Raw genomic sequence first — 18076 nt, forward strand, 5'->3', positions numbered from 1 at the left:
GAAAACTAATTCTAGTATTCTTGTCCGTTGATTTCCGGTCCAGGCACTTGCTTTCCGCGGGGAGGAAGTCAAGCCTCCTCGACGTGCCGTCTGTGGGGTCTCGACCTTTCCTCTACTTCCCGCTGGAGTCAAGTGCCTTCCCCTCCAATCAACTCCGTGCTCTATACAAAATAGAAAAGGAAGTGGAGAAAAAATCATACGTTTTCCTTCACTTCCTTTATTTTAGCATCTCTTTTGGAAATCCCTATAAAATCGTACGCTCTGGTTCTGCGTGTAGTAGTTCTGTAATATTATTGTATTCGTCCATAATGGCTACTTTTGGTTTGTGTGTTGGTACTTTTTCTTCAGCTACCATTACATATGAGATGATGATAACAACGTCACCTTCTTGAACTAATCTAGCAGCTGCCCCATTTAAACAAACAACTCCCGTCCCTCTTTCTCCCGGGATGATGTAAGTTTCAAATCTAGCACCGTTATTATTATTTACGATTTGAACTTTTTCGTTTGGAACCATTCCAACTGCATCTAGAATATCAGAGTCAATTGTAATACTTCCTACATAATTTAAATTTGCTTCAGTCACTCTTGCACGGTGTATTTTACCATTCATCATGGTGCGAAACATGCTGTCTCCCCCTATTCATTTACACTAAAAATAATATTATCTATTAAACGAGCTTTATTGAATTTAACAGCTAGAGCAATAATGATTTTTCCTTCTAATGGTTCGACTTTTTTTAACTCAGGGTAAGAATAAATCTCTATATAGTCTACCTTACCTGACGACCGACCTTCAATCATTTCTTTCATTTCGGAAATGATTTTGATTTCATCAGTCAAACCACTTTGTACTTTTTCCTTCGCCATTAGTAGACTCTTATATAGAATCGGAGCTTCCTTACGCTCCTTATCTGACAGGTACACATTTCTAGAACTTTTAGCAAGGCCATCTTCTTCCCTTACTGTCTCTACGGGGACAATTTCAATAGGAAAATGGAAGTCCGAAACAAGTCCATGTACCACGGCCACTTGTTGAGCATCTTTTAAGCCAAAGTAAGCCCTATTAGGAAGTACAATATTAAATAACTTTGTTAACACTGTGGCCACACCATCAAAATGACCCGGTCTAGATTTTCCACATAATACATCTGTACGTTCCTTAACGTTTACTTGAACCGAAGAGTAACGTCCATACATCTCTTCCGCTGATGGGAAAAAGATTACATCGACACCTTCTGCCTTCGCAATCTCAGCATCTCTATCAAAATCACGAGGATAGCTTTCTAGATCTTCATTTGGACCAAATTGCAGTGGATTAACAAAGATACTCAATACAAGTAAGTCGTTCTCTTGTCTCGCTTTTTTCATGAGACTTCTATGACCCTCATGTAAATAACCCATAGTAGGAACAAATCCAACTGAGACTTGTTGCTCTTTTTTCTCTAACACAAAAGCCTGCATTTCTTTTATGGTTGTGATTGTAATCATTTTTTTCCTCCGTACAACCCTTGTAGCTCTTCTTCTTTCATAGTAAAGCTATGCTCATCACAAGGAAAGGCTCCTTGTTTTACTTCTTTTACGTATGTCTTAATTCCGTTTATAGCTAGTTCATTTAAGTTGGCATACTTTTTAACGAACTTCGGTACTCGATCCACACCATATGTTAAAACGTCATGGTAGACTAGAACCTGTCCATCAGATTCTATACCCGCACCAATCCCAATAGTTGGAATGTTAATGGATTGGGAAATCTCTCTAGCCAATTGTTTTGGTACACATTCAAGAACTAGCAAGAATGCTCCAGCCTGTTCGCACTTTTTCGCATCTTCAAATAGTTTTAAAGCAGCTTCCGTATTTTTCCCTTGAACTTTGTAGCCCCCTAAAACACCAACAGACTGCGGGGTTAGACCAAGATGGGCAACAACTGGTACACCAGCTTTAGTCAGTGCTGCGATATGCTCAATGACATCATCTGCTCCTTCTAATTTAACGGCGTTAGCACCTGCTTCTTGCATTAATCTCGTACCATTAAGAAGGGTATCTCGAACAGAAAGATGATAACTCATAAATGGCATGTCTACCACAACAAAAGTATTTTTTGCGCCTCTTCGTACGGCTTTACCATGATGTACCATATCGTCCATCGTTACAGGAATCGTAGAATCATAACCTAATACAACCATACCTAACGAGTCTCCAACCAAAATAACATCTACTTCAGCTTTTTCAGCCTGAACAGCTGATGGATAATCGTAAGCAGTAAGCATGGCTATTTTTTCACCATTTTGCTTCATTTTTAAGAAATCTGTTGTTTGCTTCATCATTTTTTTCCTCCTTTTGTGGAAGAGGAGACAAAACGTGCGTCATATATAGTCATAATAAAAGGGATTCCAAATAAGCAGAAGGAATCCCTTTAATCTCAAGTGTAGTTTCATCCCTCTGTCCCGGTCCGTATGGATCTAGGCAGACACTTTTTAAATTAAATTTAGGTATAATTTGGTTAACTAAAGAAAGGTGCAGTTCAAAAAAGATACTGCCCGAGAAAATTATAACATTATTAAATCATTGATTCTATAAGTTTTTTCGTGTATAGAAATATGTAACAAAAATGTATTATTCTTTTGTGCCTACTCTAGTTCAATATCAGCAGAGTACACCTGATGGACAATTCCTTCAGTATCTTCAATCTTTAATACTCCGTCCTCCGTGATTCCTAGTGCTCTTCCTCGAATACTACCTGACAACGTTCTAGCAGTAATCATTTTACCAATACTGATAGCATAGCTTTCCCATAAAAGCTTAATAGGAAGAAATCCTTTTTCTAAATAAAGCTCGTATAAATGTTCTAATCGATTAAACGCTGAACGAATTAAGTCTGCCCTATTAATTCGTTTACCGCTCTCAATTGAAAGGGAGGTCGCAATAGTTCTTAGTTCCTCTGGATAATCCTCCATTTGTTGATTAACATTAATTCCAATTCCGATAATCACTGAATTAATACGATCAGCCTCAGCCTGTAGTTCAGTTAAAATTCCAGTAACTTTTTTACCATTAATAAGGATGTCGTTTGGCCATTTTATTTGCGGAGTAACAGTTGTAACTTCTTCAATTGCCTGAACAACTGCTACAGCAGCTAATAAAGTTAGTTGTGGTGCTTTAGGTATAGGAATATTGGGTCTTAAAATAATACTCATCCATACACCGGTATACTTCGGAGAGTGCCAAACACGGTCCATTCGACCTCTACCTGCCACTTGCTCTTCTGCAACGACAACCGTTCCTTCTGCTGCCTGGTCGTAAGCTAAACGATGGGCAATTTTTTGAGTAGATTCTACACTTTCCTCGTAATGAATAGATTGTCCTAAAAATTTAGTCTTCAATCCAAATCTAATTTCGTCTGCTGTAATGTTTTCTGGTGTCTTCACTATTCTGTATCCTTTTTTTCTAATTGCCTCTAATTCAAAGCCTTCTTTTCTAAGTTCCTCCATGTGCTTCCAAACAGCCGTCCTCGAACAGCCAATTAAATCCGCTAAATACTGCCCGGATAAAAATTCATCTTTATTGTTCGTGAACGCGTCGATGAGTTGTTTTCTTAATTGTGATTGCACCTCATCAGCCACTCCCTTATTCGTTCTTTCTCATTAGAAACTTTACCTGATAATATGGCTTGTTCAATCTTTCCTAATGAATCGTTAATCCAAGGTCCACCCTTAAGGTTATACCATTCCATTAAGTCCGTACCTGTTACCTTTAGTTCCCCCCTATTTTTTATGGGGATCTCTCTATATTTTTTCTCTACCTCGTGAATGTTTGAAAAAGTAGGTCGGTGATTTAACACATTAAATATTTTTTCCACACTTGCTACTTCTGGCCATTCAGTTTCGTATAAATCTTCTCTTGACCATTCACGTTGATTTCTTACTTCTAACTTAGCAGTAAGTTTATTTATGGTTCTAATCTGCTTAGTAGGAAGACGCCATTTTTTCAGGAATCTCTCCACATTATGAATTCCTAACACTTTAATCATGATCGACCAAGTCTCATTTAAATCAAGTTCCCTAATGTCGAAACTTACCAATTCTAGTAATCCCTTTTCATATCCAGATAGACCTGGCAAGTATTGATAAAGTTTAGTTTGAATGAGTAATTCAATAGCCTTTAATCGATTTTTACCACTTAATAATTTTTCAAATTCTACTGTTTTTCTTTCAACAGCAATGTGTTCAAGCAAATGCCCGTATTCTATTAAGGCTTGAGACGTTCCATTTTCAATATTAAAAGATAGTTGACTCATAAACCGGACCGCTCGCATCATTCTTAACGCATCTTCTTGAAATCTTTCGCTTGCCTCTCCAACGGTTACAATTTCTTCTTCAGTAATTGCTTGTTGTCCATTAAAAGGGTCAAATAATTGTCCCTCTTTATCCATGGCTATCGCGTTCATGGTGAAATCTCTTCTTTGAAGGTCTTCCTTTAAAGAGCGGATAAACGCTACTTCGGAAGGTCTTCTAAAATCACGGTACTCCGCTTCGGCTCGAAAGGTGGTAATTTCATAGCTAGCTCCTTGAAAAAGGACAACAACCGTACCATGCTCGATACCTACATCAATAGTCTTTGAAAAAATAGATTTAATTTCTTCCGGCGTAGCAGAGGTTGCAATATCCACATCATCAATCTCTTTCTTAAGGAGAAAGTCCCTCACCGAACCACCAACAAAATAAGCTTCGTATCCCGCTTTTTCAATTTCTATTAAGATTGGTGCTGCCTTTACAAAGGCTTCATTCATACCATTTCACCTTTTTTTAATATGCTATAGTAGAGTTCCTCGTATTGCTCTACAATCAAATCAGCTCTGAATTTATCTTCCACCAGCTGCACAGAATGACTGGAGAAATCACGATGTAATTGATCATTTGTTAATAAAGTAATAGCCTTACTCGCAATGGTTTCAATATCTCCTAATTGACAAATAAAACCTGTCTCTCCATCTCTAATCACTTCAGGAATTCCTCCCACATTCGTACCAATACAAGGAACTCCACAAGCCATAGCTTCTAAAGCTACTAAACCGAAGCTCTCCTTTTCGGATAATAGTAGCATTAAATCACTAATCGAATAGAGTTCTTCAAGATTATCTTGTTTACCTAGGAATAAGACCTTCCCACTTAGATTTAGTTCGCCAACTAGTTTACAGACCACTGACATTTCTGGACCATCACCAACAAGTAAAAGTTTAGCGGGGGTTTCCTCCACAATTCTTGCAAAAGTCTTAATCACATCAGGAACTCGCTTAACTGCACGAAAATTGGAGACGTGGATAATGACTCTTTCATCTTCCTGAATACCATAGTTTTCTTTTAAATGACTAGGATTCAACTTTTTATATACTCGTTCATCAATAAAATTATAGACCGTTTCAATAGATTTATCCGGTTTAATTAAATCATATGTTTGGGAAACTAAAGAATTAGATACTGCCGTAACAATATCCGATTTTTCTATTCCAAATCTGATTGCATCTGTTAACGAAGGATCATAGCCTAACACCGTTATATCGGTACCATGCAAGGTCGTAATAATTTTTACATCTCTTCCACTCATTTGCTTTGCCAAAATCGCACATACTGCATGGGGAATCGCATAATGAACATGTAATAAATCTAGTTCCTCTCTTTTAATTACTTCAGCCATTTTACTAGCCAAAGCAATATCATACGGAGGGTATTGAAAAACCGAGTATTGATTTACTTCAACCTGATGGTAGTAAATATTGTGATACATTTTATTCAGACGAAAAGGCAAGCTAGAGGAAATAAAATGAATAGCATGACCTTTTTCAGCTAGCATTTTTCCTAGCTCAGTAGCAACGACACCCGATCCCCCGACTGTCGGATAACATGTAATTCCTATTTTTAATTGATTTTTCATTCTATATCTCCTAATAAATCACGACTAATCATTACGGGCACCTTCGATTTAAATCCTTCAGCATATTTAACCCCAACGGATTGTCCGAAAAGCCTTTCTCGTGACTCTACTGTTTCTATGTATCCATTAACTAGCGGAGTATCGATACTCCCCTCTATTTTAGTGAATTGACTTTTATATGCGTTTAGACTATCGACCTTTTTGTTTATATAGTCGGATACATCAATTACAAAATCCGGTTTATGAAACCCATTAATCATGTAAAAATAAAGACGTTTTACACGATGAGCAGGAAGATCGTCATTAGTTATGAATTTACTTACCCCAGCAGAAAATACAGCTTCCTCCACTAGCCTTGCGCAATTCCCATGGTCAGGATGACGATCTTCATAATAAGGGGCAAATACTACTTCTGGTTTGTATTTTCTAATTACATTAACCACTTTGTGAATCGATTCTTCATTTAAATAAATACCTCTATCAGGGATATCGAGTGCTTCCCGAACTCTGACTCCTAGAATTTCAGCTGCATGGGCAGCCTCTATTTTTCTAGTTTCTATTGTTCCATTTGAAGAAAGCTCAGCTTTAGTTAAATCGCAAATCCCTACCCTTTTTCCTTGAAGAGAGTATTTAGCGATTGTTGCTCCCATACCAATTTCTACATCATCGGCATGAGCACCGAAAGCTAATATATGTAATTTATTCACTTGCATGATTCTCTCCTATTTTTCCATTGACAATATTTCTCCAAGATAAATCCCCACGTTCGATCCCTCTAATCAGTACCTCCGCAGTCCCCATATTGGTTGCTAATGGAACAGAATAAACATCACATAAACGAATAAGTGCAGAAACGTCTGGTTCATGAGGCTGTGAGGTTAATGGGTCTCTAAAGAAAATAACAATATCCATCTTATTGTTAGCAATCATAGCCCCTACTTCTTGATCTCCACCTAGGGGGCCTGATTGAAAACGATGAATATTTAATTGAGTAGCTTCATTTATACGAAGTCCTGTTGTCCCTGTTGCATACAAAGTATGAGTAGCTAAGATGTCTTTATATGCAATAGCAAACCGTACCATATCATCTTTTTTCTTATCATGAGCAATCAAGGCAATATTCATATGAGATCCCCTCTATTCCATTATATTTTCTAGACCATAAACAAACGTATCAATTTTCATAACTGTATCAACAGCTAATTTCACTCCAGACATAAAGGATCCACGGTTATAAGAATCATGACGGATCGTTAACGTTTGTCCTTCTGAACCAAACATAACTTGTTGGTGGGCAATTAACCCTGGAAGTCTAACGGAATGAATATGCATTCCTTCAAAGTTGGCACCTCTTGCTCCATCTATTGTTTCTTTTTCGTTTGGATGCCCTTGTTCCACTTTTTCACGAACTTCTGCAATCATTTCTGCCGTTTTAACAGCCGTTCCTGATGGCGCGTCCAGTTTTTGATCATGGTGCAACTCAATAATTTCAACATGATTGAAATACTTCCCTGCCATTTGCGAAAACTTCATCATTAATACTGCCCCTAAAGCAAAGTTAGGTGCAATAATACAACCTAGCTCTTTTTCCTGACATAAATTTTCTAACTCTATTAAGTCATCCTTAGAAAATCCAGTCGTTCCTACCACTGGTCTGACACCATATTGTAGTGCTGTTCTCGCATGATGCATCCCGAATTCAGGCGTTGTTAAATCAATTAATACATCTACTTGGACATCTTGAAAACAAGCTTCTATATTTGAATAGATTGGCACATCACAGTTATGAAACCCTTCGATTTCACTAAGTAGCTTACCTTCATTTTTATGATCAAGCACCGCTACTAACTCAAACTCTTCGGTGTTCATGACAAGACCTACTGCTTCTCTTCCCATTCTTCCTCTAGGACCTGCTATAACAATTTTCACGTTACTCATTTGTTTCACTCTCCGCATCTTCAATTCTAGTCCAACGATCTTTATCTCTTGTATTAAATTTGTTCATCACTCGATTATGTGCCTCTTCTAAATCTATATTTAAGGAATTAGCAAAGCATATAAGTACAAAAAGCATATCCCCTAGTTCTTCTTCAATGGTATTTTCTTTCTCCGTATCCTTTTTAGGCTTTTCTCCATAATAATGATTAACCTCTCTTGCAAGCTCTCCTAATTCCTCTGTCATTCTTGCAAGCATTGCCAATGGGCTAAAATATCCTTCTTTAAACTGACTGATGTATTGATCGACTTCGTTTTGAAGTTCTTTCATTGATTTATGATTTTCCATTATTTCACCTCAAGTTTTAACATTCAGCTTATGTAAAGTCTCTAATCTAAAACGGTTGTTTCCCTTTATGTAAATAACAGTATATTTCTCTCTCATGTTAGCTAAATTAGGGGACTTTTACAAATATTTTTGATTTTAATTAGTATCCTATGCAGTTTAATAATTAAGGTAACTTCTTATGGCTAAAAAACAACTTATAATGGAAACCTGTAAATAATATGAATGGGATAAGTTTAACATAAGTTGCCATTAACATACACATCACTTATAATTATAACGCCTTAATACATATAGTCATTCTAGGAAAAGAGAGGATTGTAAAAATGGTCTTTGGACTAAAAATTAAAAATATCTTTTTTATATTATTAGGTTCTGCCATATTCTCCTTTGGTATTGTCCACTTTAATATGCAAAATAACTTGGCAGAAGGGGGATTTACAGGAATCACATTATTACTGTTTTTCTTATTTGAGTTAGACCCTTCCTATACAAACTTAATATTAAATATCCCCCTATTTATCATTGGATGGAAGCTACTAGGTAAAAATGTTTTTCTTTACACAATCATAGGAACAGTTAGTGTATCGGTATTTTTATGGATTTTTCAAAGATATCAAATTGAAATGCCGTTAAATGATGATTTAGCTCTAGCTTCTTTATTCGCCGGTGTATTTATCGGGATCGGTTTAGGTATCATCTTCCGATTCGGTGGAACTACTGGTGGTGTCGATATCATAGCAAGACTTGTGAATAAATATGTTGGTTGGAGTATGGGGAAAACGATGTTCATGTTTGATGCTGTTGTTATTACTCTCTCCCTCATTTTTTACTTAACCTACCAAGAAGCCATGTACACACTGGTAGCTGTTTTTGTAGGAGCAAAAGTGATTGATTTTATGCAAGAAGGTGCCTACTCGGCAAGGGGAGCCATGATTATCTCTCCAAAGAATCAGGAAATCGCCGAAAAAATTATGATAGAAATGGAACGCGGTGTAACAGTCCTAAAGGGGCACGGATCATTTACTAAGCAAGATAGAGAAGTCTTATATTGTGTGGTAGGAAGAAATGAAATTGTCAGGTTGAAAAATATCATCACTTCCGTTGACCCTCATGCATTCGTTTCTGTTAGTGTCGTTCATGATGTACTAGGTGAAGGCTTTACTTTAGATGAGAATAAAAAACCGATTGAACATTGAAAAGCGCAAGCGCCTTGGTTAGCCCCGACAAGCAAATGTTCTTCCATCCTAAAAGTCTGGTTTTTTGATTTTTAGGATGGAAGGTTATTTGACTCGAGGGGCTAGGCGCTGGAGCTAGACTGTTGTCTAACTTCAGGAAATTTATTTATCTTATGAAACAAAAAACCAGCCATACGGCTGGTTTTTTGTTATTCGTCCCTTGTCATTCCTGTATAAATTAAAATAAGACGTGTTAATTCAAGTACGGCAACGGCTGCTGCTGCTACATATGTTAATGCTGCGGCATTCAAGACTTTTTTCGTTTCTCTTTCTTCATCATTACGAATGACACCTAGTGAAACAACCTGATCCATTGCTCTATTTGAAGCATTAAATTCGACTGGTAACGTCACTACTTGGAAAAGTACTGCAGCTGCCATAAAAATAATACCTAATAGTAGCATCTGACTCATACTAGCTAGAATACCAATTAATATTAAAATCCAAGAGAAATTCGAACCAATATTGGCAACAGGAACTAATGCATGACGGAAACGTAAGAATGCATATTCCTCTTGGTCTTGCATAGCATGACCAACTTCATGTGCTGCAATAGCTGCAGCAGCAACAGAATGTCCATGGAAGTTTTCCGATGAAAGTCGTACTGTTTTTGATCTGGGATCATAGTGGTCGGTTAACACACCTCTTGTTTCCTCTACCCCTACATGATATAGACCATTTGAATCTAATATCTTCCTAGCAACCTCTGCACCCCTCATATAGGAAGAAGAAGGTACTTTAGAATACTTTTTATAAGCTCCTTTAACTTTAAATTGAGCCCATAAAGGAATAGCAACGATTAAAACAAAGTAGATTAAAAATCCGAATCCCATTTTAATCCTCCACCTCTAAATTCATGTTGTTATAAGCATATTTTTGTATGGGTATCTAATATTAAGGGTTATATGTTGCTTAATGAATAAAATATACAAGAATAGCTCTCTTTAATTTTATAAAGGAGGCCATATCGTGTCAATTTTTCAGCTTGCTTGAACGCTGTTTAGCTTTCTCTATTTCCTTATCTCCCTTATATTTTCTCCAACCAACATAAGATAATGTAACAATAATAATACTACCCGTTGAGATTATTACCCACCAAAGAGAAGGATCTGCATCATCTTCGGTCATTTCGTCAAAAATATTCTTTAAGTCACTTTCTAAAATCTCTAATTCCTTCTGGCTAGATGCTTCTGTTAACACTCGAGGGCGATAATGATCAATAAAATTAATTCTAGCATCAAGCTTTTGTATTCTATCCGCTGCAATGTCTAGCTTCAAGCTTGGATAAATGACATCATACATAGAAAGAAATGAATTTAATTTTGAGTGAAAGTCTTCATTGTCCCCATTTACTGCAGCCTCTTTTAATCCACCAAAAACAGTAAGAATCGGCCCTTCCATTTCGGTCCACATTGGTTGGTGAGAGGATGTAATAGCATCCATTACTAATCGGAATTTAGTTACTCGATTCACTCTCTCATTATGGGACATATTTGCATCAGTAGTCGCTTCCACCGCATCATTATGTGCAACTGTGACAATTCTAAGTTCATCCATAGAAAAAGGTCGATCATCCATGGTATAGGTTAAAAATTGTTCAGAAAAATAATCAAGCAGCTTCTTAGCATCCTCATAACGGGAGGATTTAACCATTTGAAGGGCTTCATCAGATATTAATTCAAGCTTATCTATTGCTGATTCTTGAGATGCATGTATTGATAAAGGTGCTACTAGTAAGAAAATGAATAATGAGAAAATAACCGACTTTAATTTCATCCTTGTCCCCCCACAACATAACTACTATGCTTTCATCTACAAATTAATAAATAAAACTTCATTTTACTCAGTCTCATGAGTAATGAGATTCTATCTATTATTTAAAAATTTATAGAACAAAGCTCTATTATTAAGATGTTATGAGGCATTGGACAAGGTTAGACCAGAATTATAATTTTTTTCATACCTAAAAAGTTTAGAGATTTAACGTATATCTATTTTTTCTAACCACCAAGTAATACGCTATTGCTAGTGAAGAAATACTTAACCAAAATGTAAAATAGCCGATTTCTGGTATATAAGAATTCAGCATATGATACCTAGGAAGCATCATGAACACATAATCAATTACATCGTTATGTAAGGTCCAAATTGCAGCTATCATTAAATCCCATGCCTTAAAGCGATAAAAAGGAGCGTATAGTAAACCTTGTAATGCCATTGCACCATGAGAGAACATTAACATAAAACCGGTTATATCTAACTCTCCTGATACAACAAATACTAAATAATTCATTACGACTGCCCAAATCCCATATTTGAATAGAGTAACGATAGCCAATGCTTCTATTAAAGGCCAATTTCTTCTAAGTAGGAAGGCTACTAATACGAATAAGAAAAATAAACTGGCAGTTGGACTATCTGGTACAAAAAGTAGGAAGTGACTAGGCGTATCAGCTAGTTGATAGCGATACCAATAATAACCATAGATAGTTCCAAAAAGGTTAACAATCAATAATAACCATAGAATAGATCGATTAGATAAAATAGTATAAATCCAATTCATGTTTCTTGCCTCTTCTCTATATTAAATAAGCTCTCTATCACCTATTAAATATTTTAACAAAATTTATCATTAAAACATAATCAATCTGATTTTCTCCTTCTTTAACAAGGGAAAATAATCAAAAAAAGGTTGACGAATTTCGTCAACCTTTTAAAATCTTATTTACTCTTTAATGATTCGATAAATTCAGCTAATACTTTAAGCTCTTCATCTGAACCTTTGAATAGTCCAGCAGGCATAGCACCTTGACCATTTTGGATAACTCCAGTAATTTCATCTACAGAAAGACCTGTGTCAATTAACGCTGGTCCTACTCCACCTTGAAGATCTCCACCATGACAGTCTAAACAGCTATTTGCTTCAAGTAGTTTATAACCATCTGATTCTTTATCAAACTCAACTTCTGCAACAATCTTACCTTGTTGTTTTGCTGCTTCCCAGTCATGATAAGCAACTGACTCCCAAGTTAAGAATGTAATACCCGCTAATGCTAGTAACATGAAACCTGTTGCTAACGGGCGTTTTGATGGACGACGCTCAGGTCCTCTATCAATAAATGGAGCTAATAATAGTCCACCAAAAGCAAGTCCTGGAATAATAAACGCACCAATCGCGTTATAAGGACCAGAAGCATAAGTATACTTTAATAATTGGTATAAGAATAAGAAATACCAGTCTGGTAATGGAATATATGCTGTATCAGTTGGATCAGCCATTTTCTCTAAAGGAGATGGATGAGCAATTGTTAAACATAAATAACCAATTAGGAATACGGCACCTACCATCCATTCTTTTAGAAGGAAGTTAGGCCAAAACGCTTCCGTTTTACCAGGGTATTCCGAATAATCTTTTGGAATGTTAGGCATACGACCTTCCGCAGGTACACGTGAGTCACCTACGAACTTCATACCTTTACCACGATGCATCGAACAATCCCCCTCCTTTTATACAACTTGCAATTCTACATATTTGTGAATCTTACAACGGACCTGAAATACCTTGTTTACGAATCATTAGGAAGTGAGCTCCCATTAATCCTAACAATGCTGCAGGTAAGAAGAATACGTGGATAGCAAAGAAACGAGTAAGTGTTTGAGCACCCGTGATATCTGCATGTCCAGCTAATAAAATCTTAACTTGTTTACCTATTAAAGGAGTAGACTCAGCAATTTGAATACCTACTTTTGTAGCAAATAATGCTTTCATATCCCAAGGTAATAAGTATCCAGTGAATCCAAGACCTAGCATAACGAAGAAAATTAGAACCCCAACAACCCAGTTAAGTTCACGTGGCTTCTTGTACGCTCCTTGGAAGAATACACGTAACGTATGTAAGAACATCATTACGATAACTAAGCTAGCACCCCAGTGGTGCATACCGCGAACGATTTGTCCGAAAGCAACTTCATTTTGTAAATAATAAACTGATTCCCAAGCATTTTTGATATCCGGAACATAGTACATTGTTAAGAACATACCGGATAAGATTTGAATTACAGTTACGAAGAACGTTAACCCACCAAAGCAGTAAACGAACGCTGAGAAATGATGCGCTGGATTTACGTGTTCTGGTACTTCGTGGTCAGCAATATCTCGCCAAAGGGGCGTAATATCTAAACGTTCATCTACCCAATCATAAATTTTGTTTAACAATTATTACGCCTCCCCTCTTGGTTTTGCTTTTCCTAAGTGTAAATAACCGTCTTTTTCAATAAATGGAAAGACATCTAACGGTGCAAGCGGCGGAGTACCAGGTACGTTGGTTCCGTCTTTTGTGTATAGACCGTTATGACACGGGCAGAAGAAGTGATTTGGATTGGCCTTATCCTTATTCCAGTCAACTACGCAGCCCAAATGTTTACAAACAGGTGATAATGCAACAATTTCACCTTTTTCATCTTTGTAAACCCATGCAGTATTTGTTACTTCTGAAGTGTACCAAGCATCTTTTTGCTCAAAAGAAAAGTCAACTCGTGTCGGTTCAGCTGTAAGATCGGCTACTTTCTGTGGAGTAGCAATGTAATCTCCACCTTCTTCAGCTTTCAATACTGGATCGATAGCGAAGCGAACCATTGGCATTAGCATCCCTGCAGCCATGAAACCGCCTACACCAGTAAGTGTATAATTTAGGAATTGACGTCTTGAAACGCGATGTTTGCTCATACTTTTCCCCCCTCTATTATAAAGTTGAGTCCAACGGACAAAATTCAACACAATATAAAACTAGGACATAACCATATTATATCAATCTTAACACTAGGTCAATATAATACTTAGCTAAACAATGGCAACTGTGTGACTAAAATTTCCCTTATTCACTAACTTGCCATTTTTGTACAAATAAATTTAATAATTGTTTGACTTGGTCCTCTAATATTGAAACCTTATAATTCTCGTCCATATGTTCAAGTGGAATAGAAGGTAACCAAATTAATTCGCCCTGTAATTCACCCTCACTCTTCTTCCACTCACTGTCAGATGTGACTAGAAATACATGCTTAAAGCCTTGTTTTAATAACTCTTCTTCCCATCCCTTTATATCCTCAACAAGCTTGTCCATTGACTGACTTTTCATATAAGAAAATCCAGGTAACATTACAAGTCTTCCTCTAAACTGTCTTTCTAATTGAATAGAAAGTAATGTGATAAACTCTGTCATCGAAACGGATTGTTTTATATCGTCATTAAAGGAAACGGGTAAAAGAGGTAAAACAGCCGTATCCACATACTCCTTAGACTTTAAATACATATCAATATCTTGAGAAACCCACTTCATTCATCATCACTCCATCACAGTAAAATCATTATCAATCATACCACTTAGAAGAGTTAAGAACAAAAATAGTTTTTATAGTTTATGAGTTTTAAGTAGAAAACATAATAAAAAGCCTGCTATAAAAGCAAGCCTCCTATCATTCATTTTTTCCTAATCTTTTTAGTTGTTCTGTTAATGTCGCAAATGCCTTTTCATTTTGTTGGTCCAGTGCTTCATCGATCAGTTGTAGAAGCTTTTCTTTTTGGAACTTTTTTATGCTAGTAGAGAGAAACTGTTCTGCAATAATACGATCTTTCTCACTAATTTGAAGATTTTTTGGCATAAAAGGGTTTTCCTCGAGTACAGCTACATACTGATGTGCCTGATTGGAAGCATAAAAGTTTAATTGAATAAAGATTTCTTCATCCCTGTTTAAACGAATGTCATGAAAAGATTTCTCTGCATCGGTAGTCATAATATTTTCCTTATAAAACCTAAAAGGTACTTCATCTACACAATGTGTAGACATTACTAGACCGCGAGGACAATATTGCGCTTGTTCAACAAAGTGTACCTTCTCCATTAACTGGTCATGACTCATCAAATAGTTCAGAATCCATACACATTCTCGTCTCTTTAATTGATAATGATTGAGAAACCAGCGAATAAAGTCCTTTTTCTCGTTGACAGATACAGGGGTTGTCATCGTAGTTTCCCTCCTCTGCATTCAACTATAAATTGAATCACTCATGATTAAAATCATCGGTTAGTCTCTGTAGAACTTCTTCAAATTCTACGTTGGCTGGATCCATTTGCTGAAGCCTAGTAAAAATTTCAACGGCTGCGTCCCTTTTTCCTTCCTCTATTAGAAAATATCCATAGTCTGAAAGAAACTCCGAATGATTCTTAAAATAATTATATGCAGCTTCATATTTGTTTAATGCCTGTGAATATTGTTCCAAGTGCCAAAGAGCATGAGCCTCGTCCCAGATTAATTGGGGCTCTTCTAACCCATTTGATTGGATAAGCTCACAGATTTCCAAAACTTCTTCATACTTTTCTTGATGAATGAGTACTTTGTTTAATGTTAATGCAGCCTCCAAAAATTCAGGATCAAGAGCAAGTGCCTCTCGAAGTAAACGCTCTGCTTCTTCCTCTACTCCTAACTTAAGGGCAAGCTTTCCACCATAGAAATACAGTTCTTTATTATACTCATCCAGGTTTATACCTGCTTTTATGGTTTCAAAACTTTGATCTATCTCTTCCTCTTGCTCATATGCCTTTGCAAGATATAGATATAATGAATGATATTCAGGATCAAGAGCTTTTAGTTCATTAAATTTTTCAATCGCTGTTTTATTATATCCTGCTTGAAGGGCTGTAAAAGCATAGTTGAATAAGGTATTAATTTCTAACTTTTCTTCAAGGGCTTTTTCATAATGAGGAATAGCTTCCTCAAATGATCCTCCCGCGCTTAAAGCTTCTCCCAGTCTTTGATGTACATTCACACCAGCGATTACGGTTTCTTTCGGGAGAACGGCATGGTAGGATCTTATCGCTTCTAAGAATTTTCCTTCTTCTAAATATAATTCACCTAAAGCAAAGTCAATAATGACCTCATCTGGCAATGCAGCCTTAGCTTTTAGTAACTTTTGCTCGCTGACTTCATATAGCCCGTCCATTTGATATAAATCAGCTAACAATAATAATCCTTGAGGATAACTCGGATCATTTTCATTGATCTTGTCTAAAGCAAGAATGGCTTCTTCTTCTTCACCTAGTTCCATGCATGCTTCAGCAAAAAGAACTAATAATTCTCCTTCTTCTGGATAGGCTAACAATAGCTTTTCAAACAATGCTTTTGCTTCAGCAATAAACCCAATGTGTAATAACTCTTCACCTAGGGTAAATCTTTCTTCGTTAGTACCTTCATTTAATACAATATTGTATCCTTTAAGAGCTTCCTCGTGCTGACCGTTCTCTAATTGAGTAATGATTTTATCTACAAATTCCATTTGACGTCCCTTTCTATACTATTCGTCTTTGTTTGCAAAGAATGAGGGGGTATTTATTATTACATGCTCCCCAAATCCTGGGCGATATAAAACTTCCTCGCCCGCTCGAATAACAGAGCCTTTATGAACAGTGATTACTAGCCTATGATTATGATAATGAAATAATTGCAGTTCATCAATATTTCTGATTCCCCTACTTACCTCATAAAAATTATAACTTAATTCTCCACCTGGATGGATATGAGATTTTAAAGGAAGAATCCCTATTTTACAAAGGTTATTATAAGAAATAGGCACGAGCTCTTCTATCTCTTCAGATATTGATGGAATTTTCTCCCTGCTCATCATTTCTTTCCAAGCGTGTTTAGCTTGCTTCCTTTCCCGCTCCGTCCCTTGCATTAAAATAGGAACAAGCGGACTATTATAAGGAAACATAGCTTCCCTAATCCAGCCCCAAGGTATTTGTTCTAGCTCGTCCACATGTTGTACTTCAATAAAGATGACCGGGATTTTTTCCTTTTTACATTTTCGTATCATACCAGGAGTAATTAAACGAACTGGAATTCTGACGCCAATAATAAAATCAATTGGGCTTCCAATTAATTTCCCTCTCCATTTTTTTAACTGTAATTGAAACATAGACTCTTGTCCAACTCTGACAGGTGTTACAAAAGCCGTACAGCCTTTTTTTATGAATTGATTAATATAATACTCTTTCATTTCTTGGAAGGGCTTTTCTAATGGAATATTGGAGTCTAAAACAATATGAGGAGGGGTCATGATAAAAGAGTTCGCATTCATCTTCATGTATTTAAATTTCTTAAATGAGGTCTGCAAAGATGCAATGCGTGCTTCTTTAATTAGGAGTGATGTTTTTTCAATCCTCTTCTCCTTGAGTAAATTTGCATTTTCAATAATATACGCCATAAAACCACCCTCTTTTAACGGTCTTATGACAAGCTATGAAATTAATGTGTAAATATGACAATTATGATTAAAAAATAATATTATAAAAATAAAATGAAGGGCTGTCCAAATAGTCATTTTTATGATTATTTGAACAGCCCCATATTTTTTGTTTTAGCCTCTTTAAATAGGTCTGTTGATTTCCGTTTCAGGCACTTCGCTTTCCGCGGGGCGGGCGGTGAGCCTCCTCGTCGCAAGCTCCTGTGGGGTCTCACCCACTGGCTTTGCACACCTTCCAAAATAAGTAAGTTGATGTATGAAGTTATAGACAAACGCAAAAAAAGCTCCTATTGTAGAAATGTTGAATGTTTGTTCCCTAAAACAAAC

Annotated in this window: 21 protein-coding genes and 1 pseudogene; 1 reads left to right on the forward strand and 21 read right to left on the reverse strand. The window is 36.5% G+C overall.

All coding sequences use genetic code 11. The features are described from left to right. Positions 1–244 precede the first annotated feature (244 nt). The 10 genes from panD to SM124_RS16075 all read right to left on the reverse strand — a co-directional run bounded on the left by panD (position 245) and on the right by SM124_RS16075 (position 8215). The gene (gene panD / locus SM124_RS16030) at positions 245–628 is read right to left on the reverse strand and encodes an aspartate 1-decarboxylase (protein WP_322447529.1); all 384 of its coding nucleotides are present in this window, start codon (positions 626–628) and stop codon (positions 245–247) included. An 11-nt stretch (positions 629–639) separates the two neighbouring features. Next, positions 640–1491 (reverse strand): pantoate--beta-alanine ligase, encoded by an 852-nt coding sequence (gene panC, locus SM124_RS16035; protein WP_322447530.1) that lies wholly within the window; start codon positions 1489–1491, stop codon positions 640–642. Then, complete coding sequence (gene panB, locus SM124_RS16040) at positions 1488–2324, reverse strand: 3-methyl-2-oxobutanoate hydroxymethyltransferase (protein WP_322447552.1); 837 nt, start codon at positions 2322–2324, stop codon at positions 1488–1490. Before panB ends, panC begins: the two co-directional genes overlap by 4 nt. Positions 2325–2630: 306 nt before the next feature. Continuing rightward, positions 2631–3611, reverse strand: coding sequence for a biotin--[acetyl-CoA-carboxylase] ligase (locus SM124_RS16045; protein WP_322447531.1), 981 nt, complete (start codon positions 3609–3611; stop codon positions 2631–2633). Beyond that, positions 3596–4789, reverse strand: a complete 1194-nt coding sequence (locus tag SM124_RS16050) for a CCA tRNA nucleotidyltransferase (RefSeq protein WP_322447532.1) — start codon at positions 4787–4789, stop codon at positions 3596–3598. The genes SM124_RS16045 and SM124_RS16050 overlap by 16 nt, the downstream gene beginning before the upstream one ends. Continuing rightward, entirely contained in the window at positions 4786–5931 is a 1146-nt protein-coding gene (gene bshA / locus SM124_RS16055) for an N-acetyl-alpha-D-glucosaminyl L-malate synthase BshA (RefSeq protein ID WP_322447533.1), read from the reverse strand. Before bshA ends, SM124_RS16050 begins: the two co-directional genes overlap by 4 nt. After that, positions 5928–6644, reverse strand: coding sequence for a bacillithiol biosynthesis deacetylase BshB1 (gene bshB1, locus SM124_RS16060; protein ID WP_322447534.1), 717 nt, complete (start codon positions 6642–6644; stop codon positions 5928–5930). Before bshB1 ends, bshA begins: the two co-directional genes overlap by 4 nt. Next, positions 6631–7056: a methylglyoxal synthase gene (gene mgsA, locus SM124_RS16065; RefSeq protein WP_322447535.1), complete on the reverse strand. Its 426-nt coding sequence runs from the start codon at positions 7054–7056 to the stop codon at positions 6631–6633. Before mgsA ends, bshB1 begins: the two co-directional genes overlap by 14 nt. A 12-nt stretch (positions 7057–7068) precedes the next feature. After that, positions 7069–7869: a 4-hydroxy-tetrahydrodipicolinate reductase gene (gene dapB / locus SM124_RS16070; protein ID WP_322447536.1), complete on the reverse strand. Its 801-nt coding sequence runs from the start codon at positions 7867–7869 to the stop codon at positions 7069–7071. Then, positions 7862–8215 carry a nucleotide pyrophosphohydrolase gene (locus tag SM124_RS16075; RefSeq protein WP_322447537.1) on the reverse strand — a complete coding sequence of 118 codons (354 nt, stop codon included), beginning with the start codon at positions 8213–8215 and terminating at the stop codon, positions 7862–7864. Before SM124_RS16075 ends, dapB begins: the two co-directional genes overlap by 8 nt. 323 nt (positions 8216–8538) lie before the next feature. Here SM124_RS16075 and SM124_RS16080 point away from each other — a divergent pair, with 323 nt between their 5' ends. Beyond that, positions 8539–9411, forward strand: coding sequence for a YitT family protein (locus SM124_RS16080; RefSeq protein ID WP_322447538.1), 873 nt, complete (start codon positions 8539–8541; stop codon positions 9409–9411). A gap of 188 nt (positions 9412–9599) precedes the next feature. On the opposite strand, the gene SM124_RS16085 is transcribed toward SM124_RS16080, so the two are convergent. The 11 genes and pseudogenes from SM124_RS16085 to SM124_RS16135 form a co-directional block, all read right to left on the reverse strand. Beyond that, positions 9600–10283 (reverse strand): zinc metallopeptidase, encoded by a 684-nt coding sequence (locus tag SM124_RS16085; RefSeq protein ID WP_322447539.1) that lies wholly within the window; start codon positions 10281–10283, stop codon positions 9600–9602. Between the two features lie 139 nt (positions 10284–10422). Further along, on the reverse strand, positions 10423–11226 hold the full coding sequence (ypjB, locus tag SM124_RS16090; RefSeq protein WP_322447540.1) for a sporulation protein YpjB: 804 nt from the start codon (positions 11224–11226) through the stop codon (positions 10423–10425). Between the two features lie 196 nt (positions 11227–11422). Next, positions 11423–12013, reverse strand: a complete 591-nt coding sequence (gene lhaT / locus SM124_RS16095) for a lipoprotein heptaprenylglyceryl N-acetyltransferase LhaT (protein WP_322447541.1) — start codon at positions 12011–12013, stop codon at positions 11423–11425. 158 nt (positions 12014–12171) lie between these two features. Then, entirely contained in the window at positions 12172–12939 is a 768-nt protein-coding gene (locus SM124_RS16100; protein WP_322447542.1) for a menaquinol-cytochrome c reductase cytochrome b/c subunit, read from the reverse strand. Positions 12940–12991: 52 nt separating this feature from the next. Next, entirely contained in the window at positions 12992–13666 is a 675-nt protein-coding gene (gene qcrB, locus SM124_RS16105) for a menaquinol-cytochrome c reductase cytochrome b subunit (protein WP_322447543.1), read from the reverse strand. Between the two features lie 3 nt (positions 13667–13669). After that, positions 13670–14176, reverse strand: a complete 507-nt coding sequence (locus SM124_RS16110) for a Rieske (2Fe-2S) protein (RefSeq protein WP_322447544.1) — start codon at positions 14174–14176, stop codon at positions 13670–13672. A gap of 148 nt (positions 14177–14324) precedes the next feature. Further along, a complete protein-coding gene (locus SM124_RS16115) occupies positions 14325–14789 on the reverse strand; it encodes a YpiF family protein (protein ID WP_322447545.1) in 465 nt (154 codons plus the stop codon). Between the two features lie 136 nt (positions 14790–14925). Then, entirely contained in the window at positions 14926–15474 is a 549-nt protein-coding gene (locus SM124_RS16120; protein WP_322447546.1) for a ReoY family proteolytic degradation factor, read from the reverse strand. Between the two features lie 37 nt (positions 15475–15511). After that, complete coding sequence (locus SM124_RS16125) at positions 15512–16783, reverse strand: tetratricopeptide repeat protein (protein ID WP_322447547.1); 1272 nt, start codon at positions 16781–16783, stop codon at positions 15512–15514. 18 nt (positions 16784–16801) lie between these two features. Further along, complete coding sequence (locus SM124_RS16130) at positions 16802–17710, reverse strand: hypothetical protein (RefSeq protein WP_322447548.1); 909 nt, start codon at positions 17708–17710, stop codon at positions 16802–16804. Between the two features lie 162 nt (positions 17711–17872). Beyond that, positions 17873–18076: pseudogene (locus SM124_RS16135) on the reverse strand (hypothetical protein); the annotation flags it as partial.

Origin of the sequence: Robertmurraya mangrovi (assembly GCF_034427655.1) — a bacterium.
GTDB lineage: Bacteria > Bacillota > Bacilli > Bacillales > Cytobacillaceae > Robertmurraya_A > Robertmurraya_A mangrovi.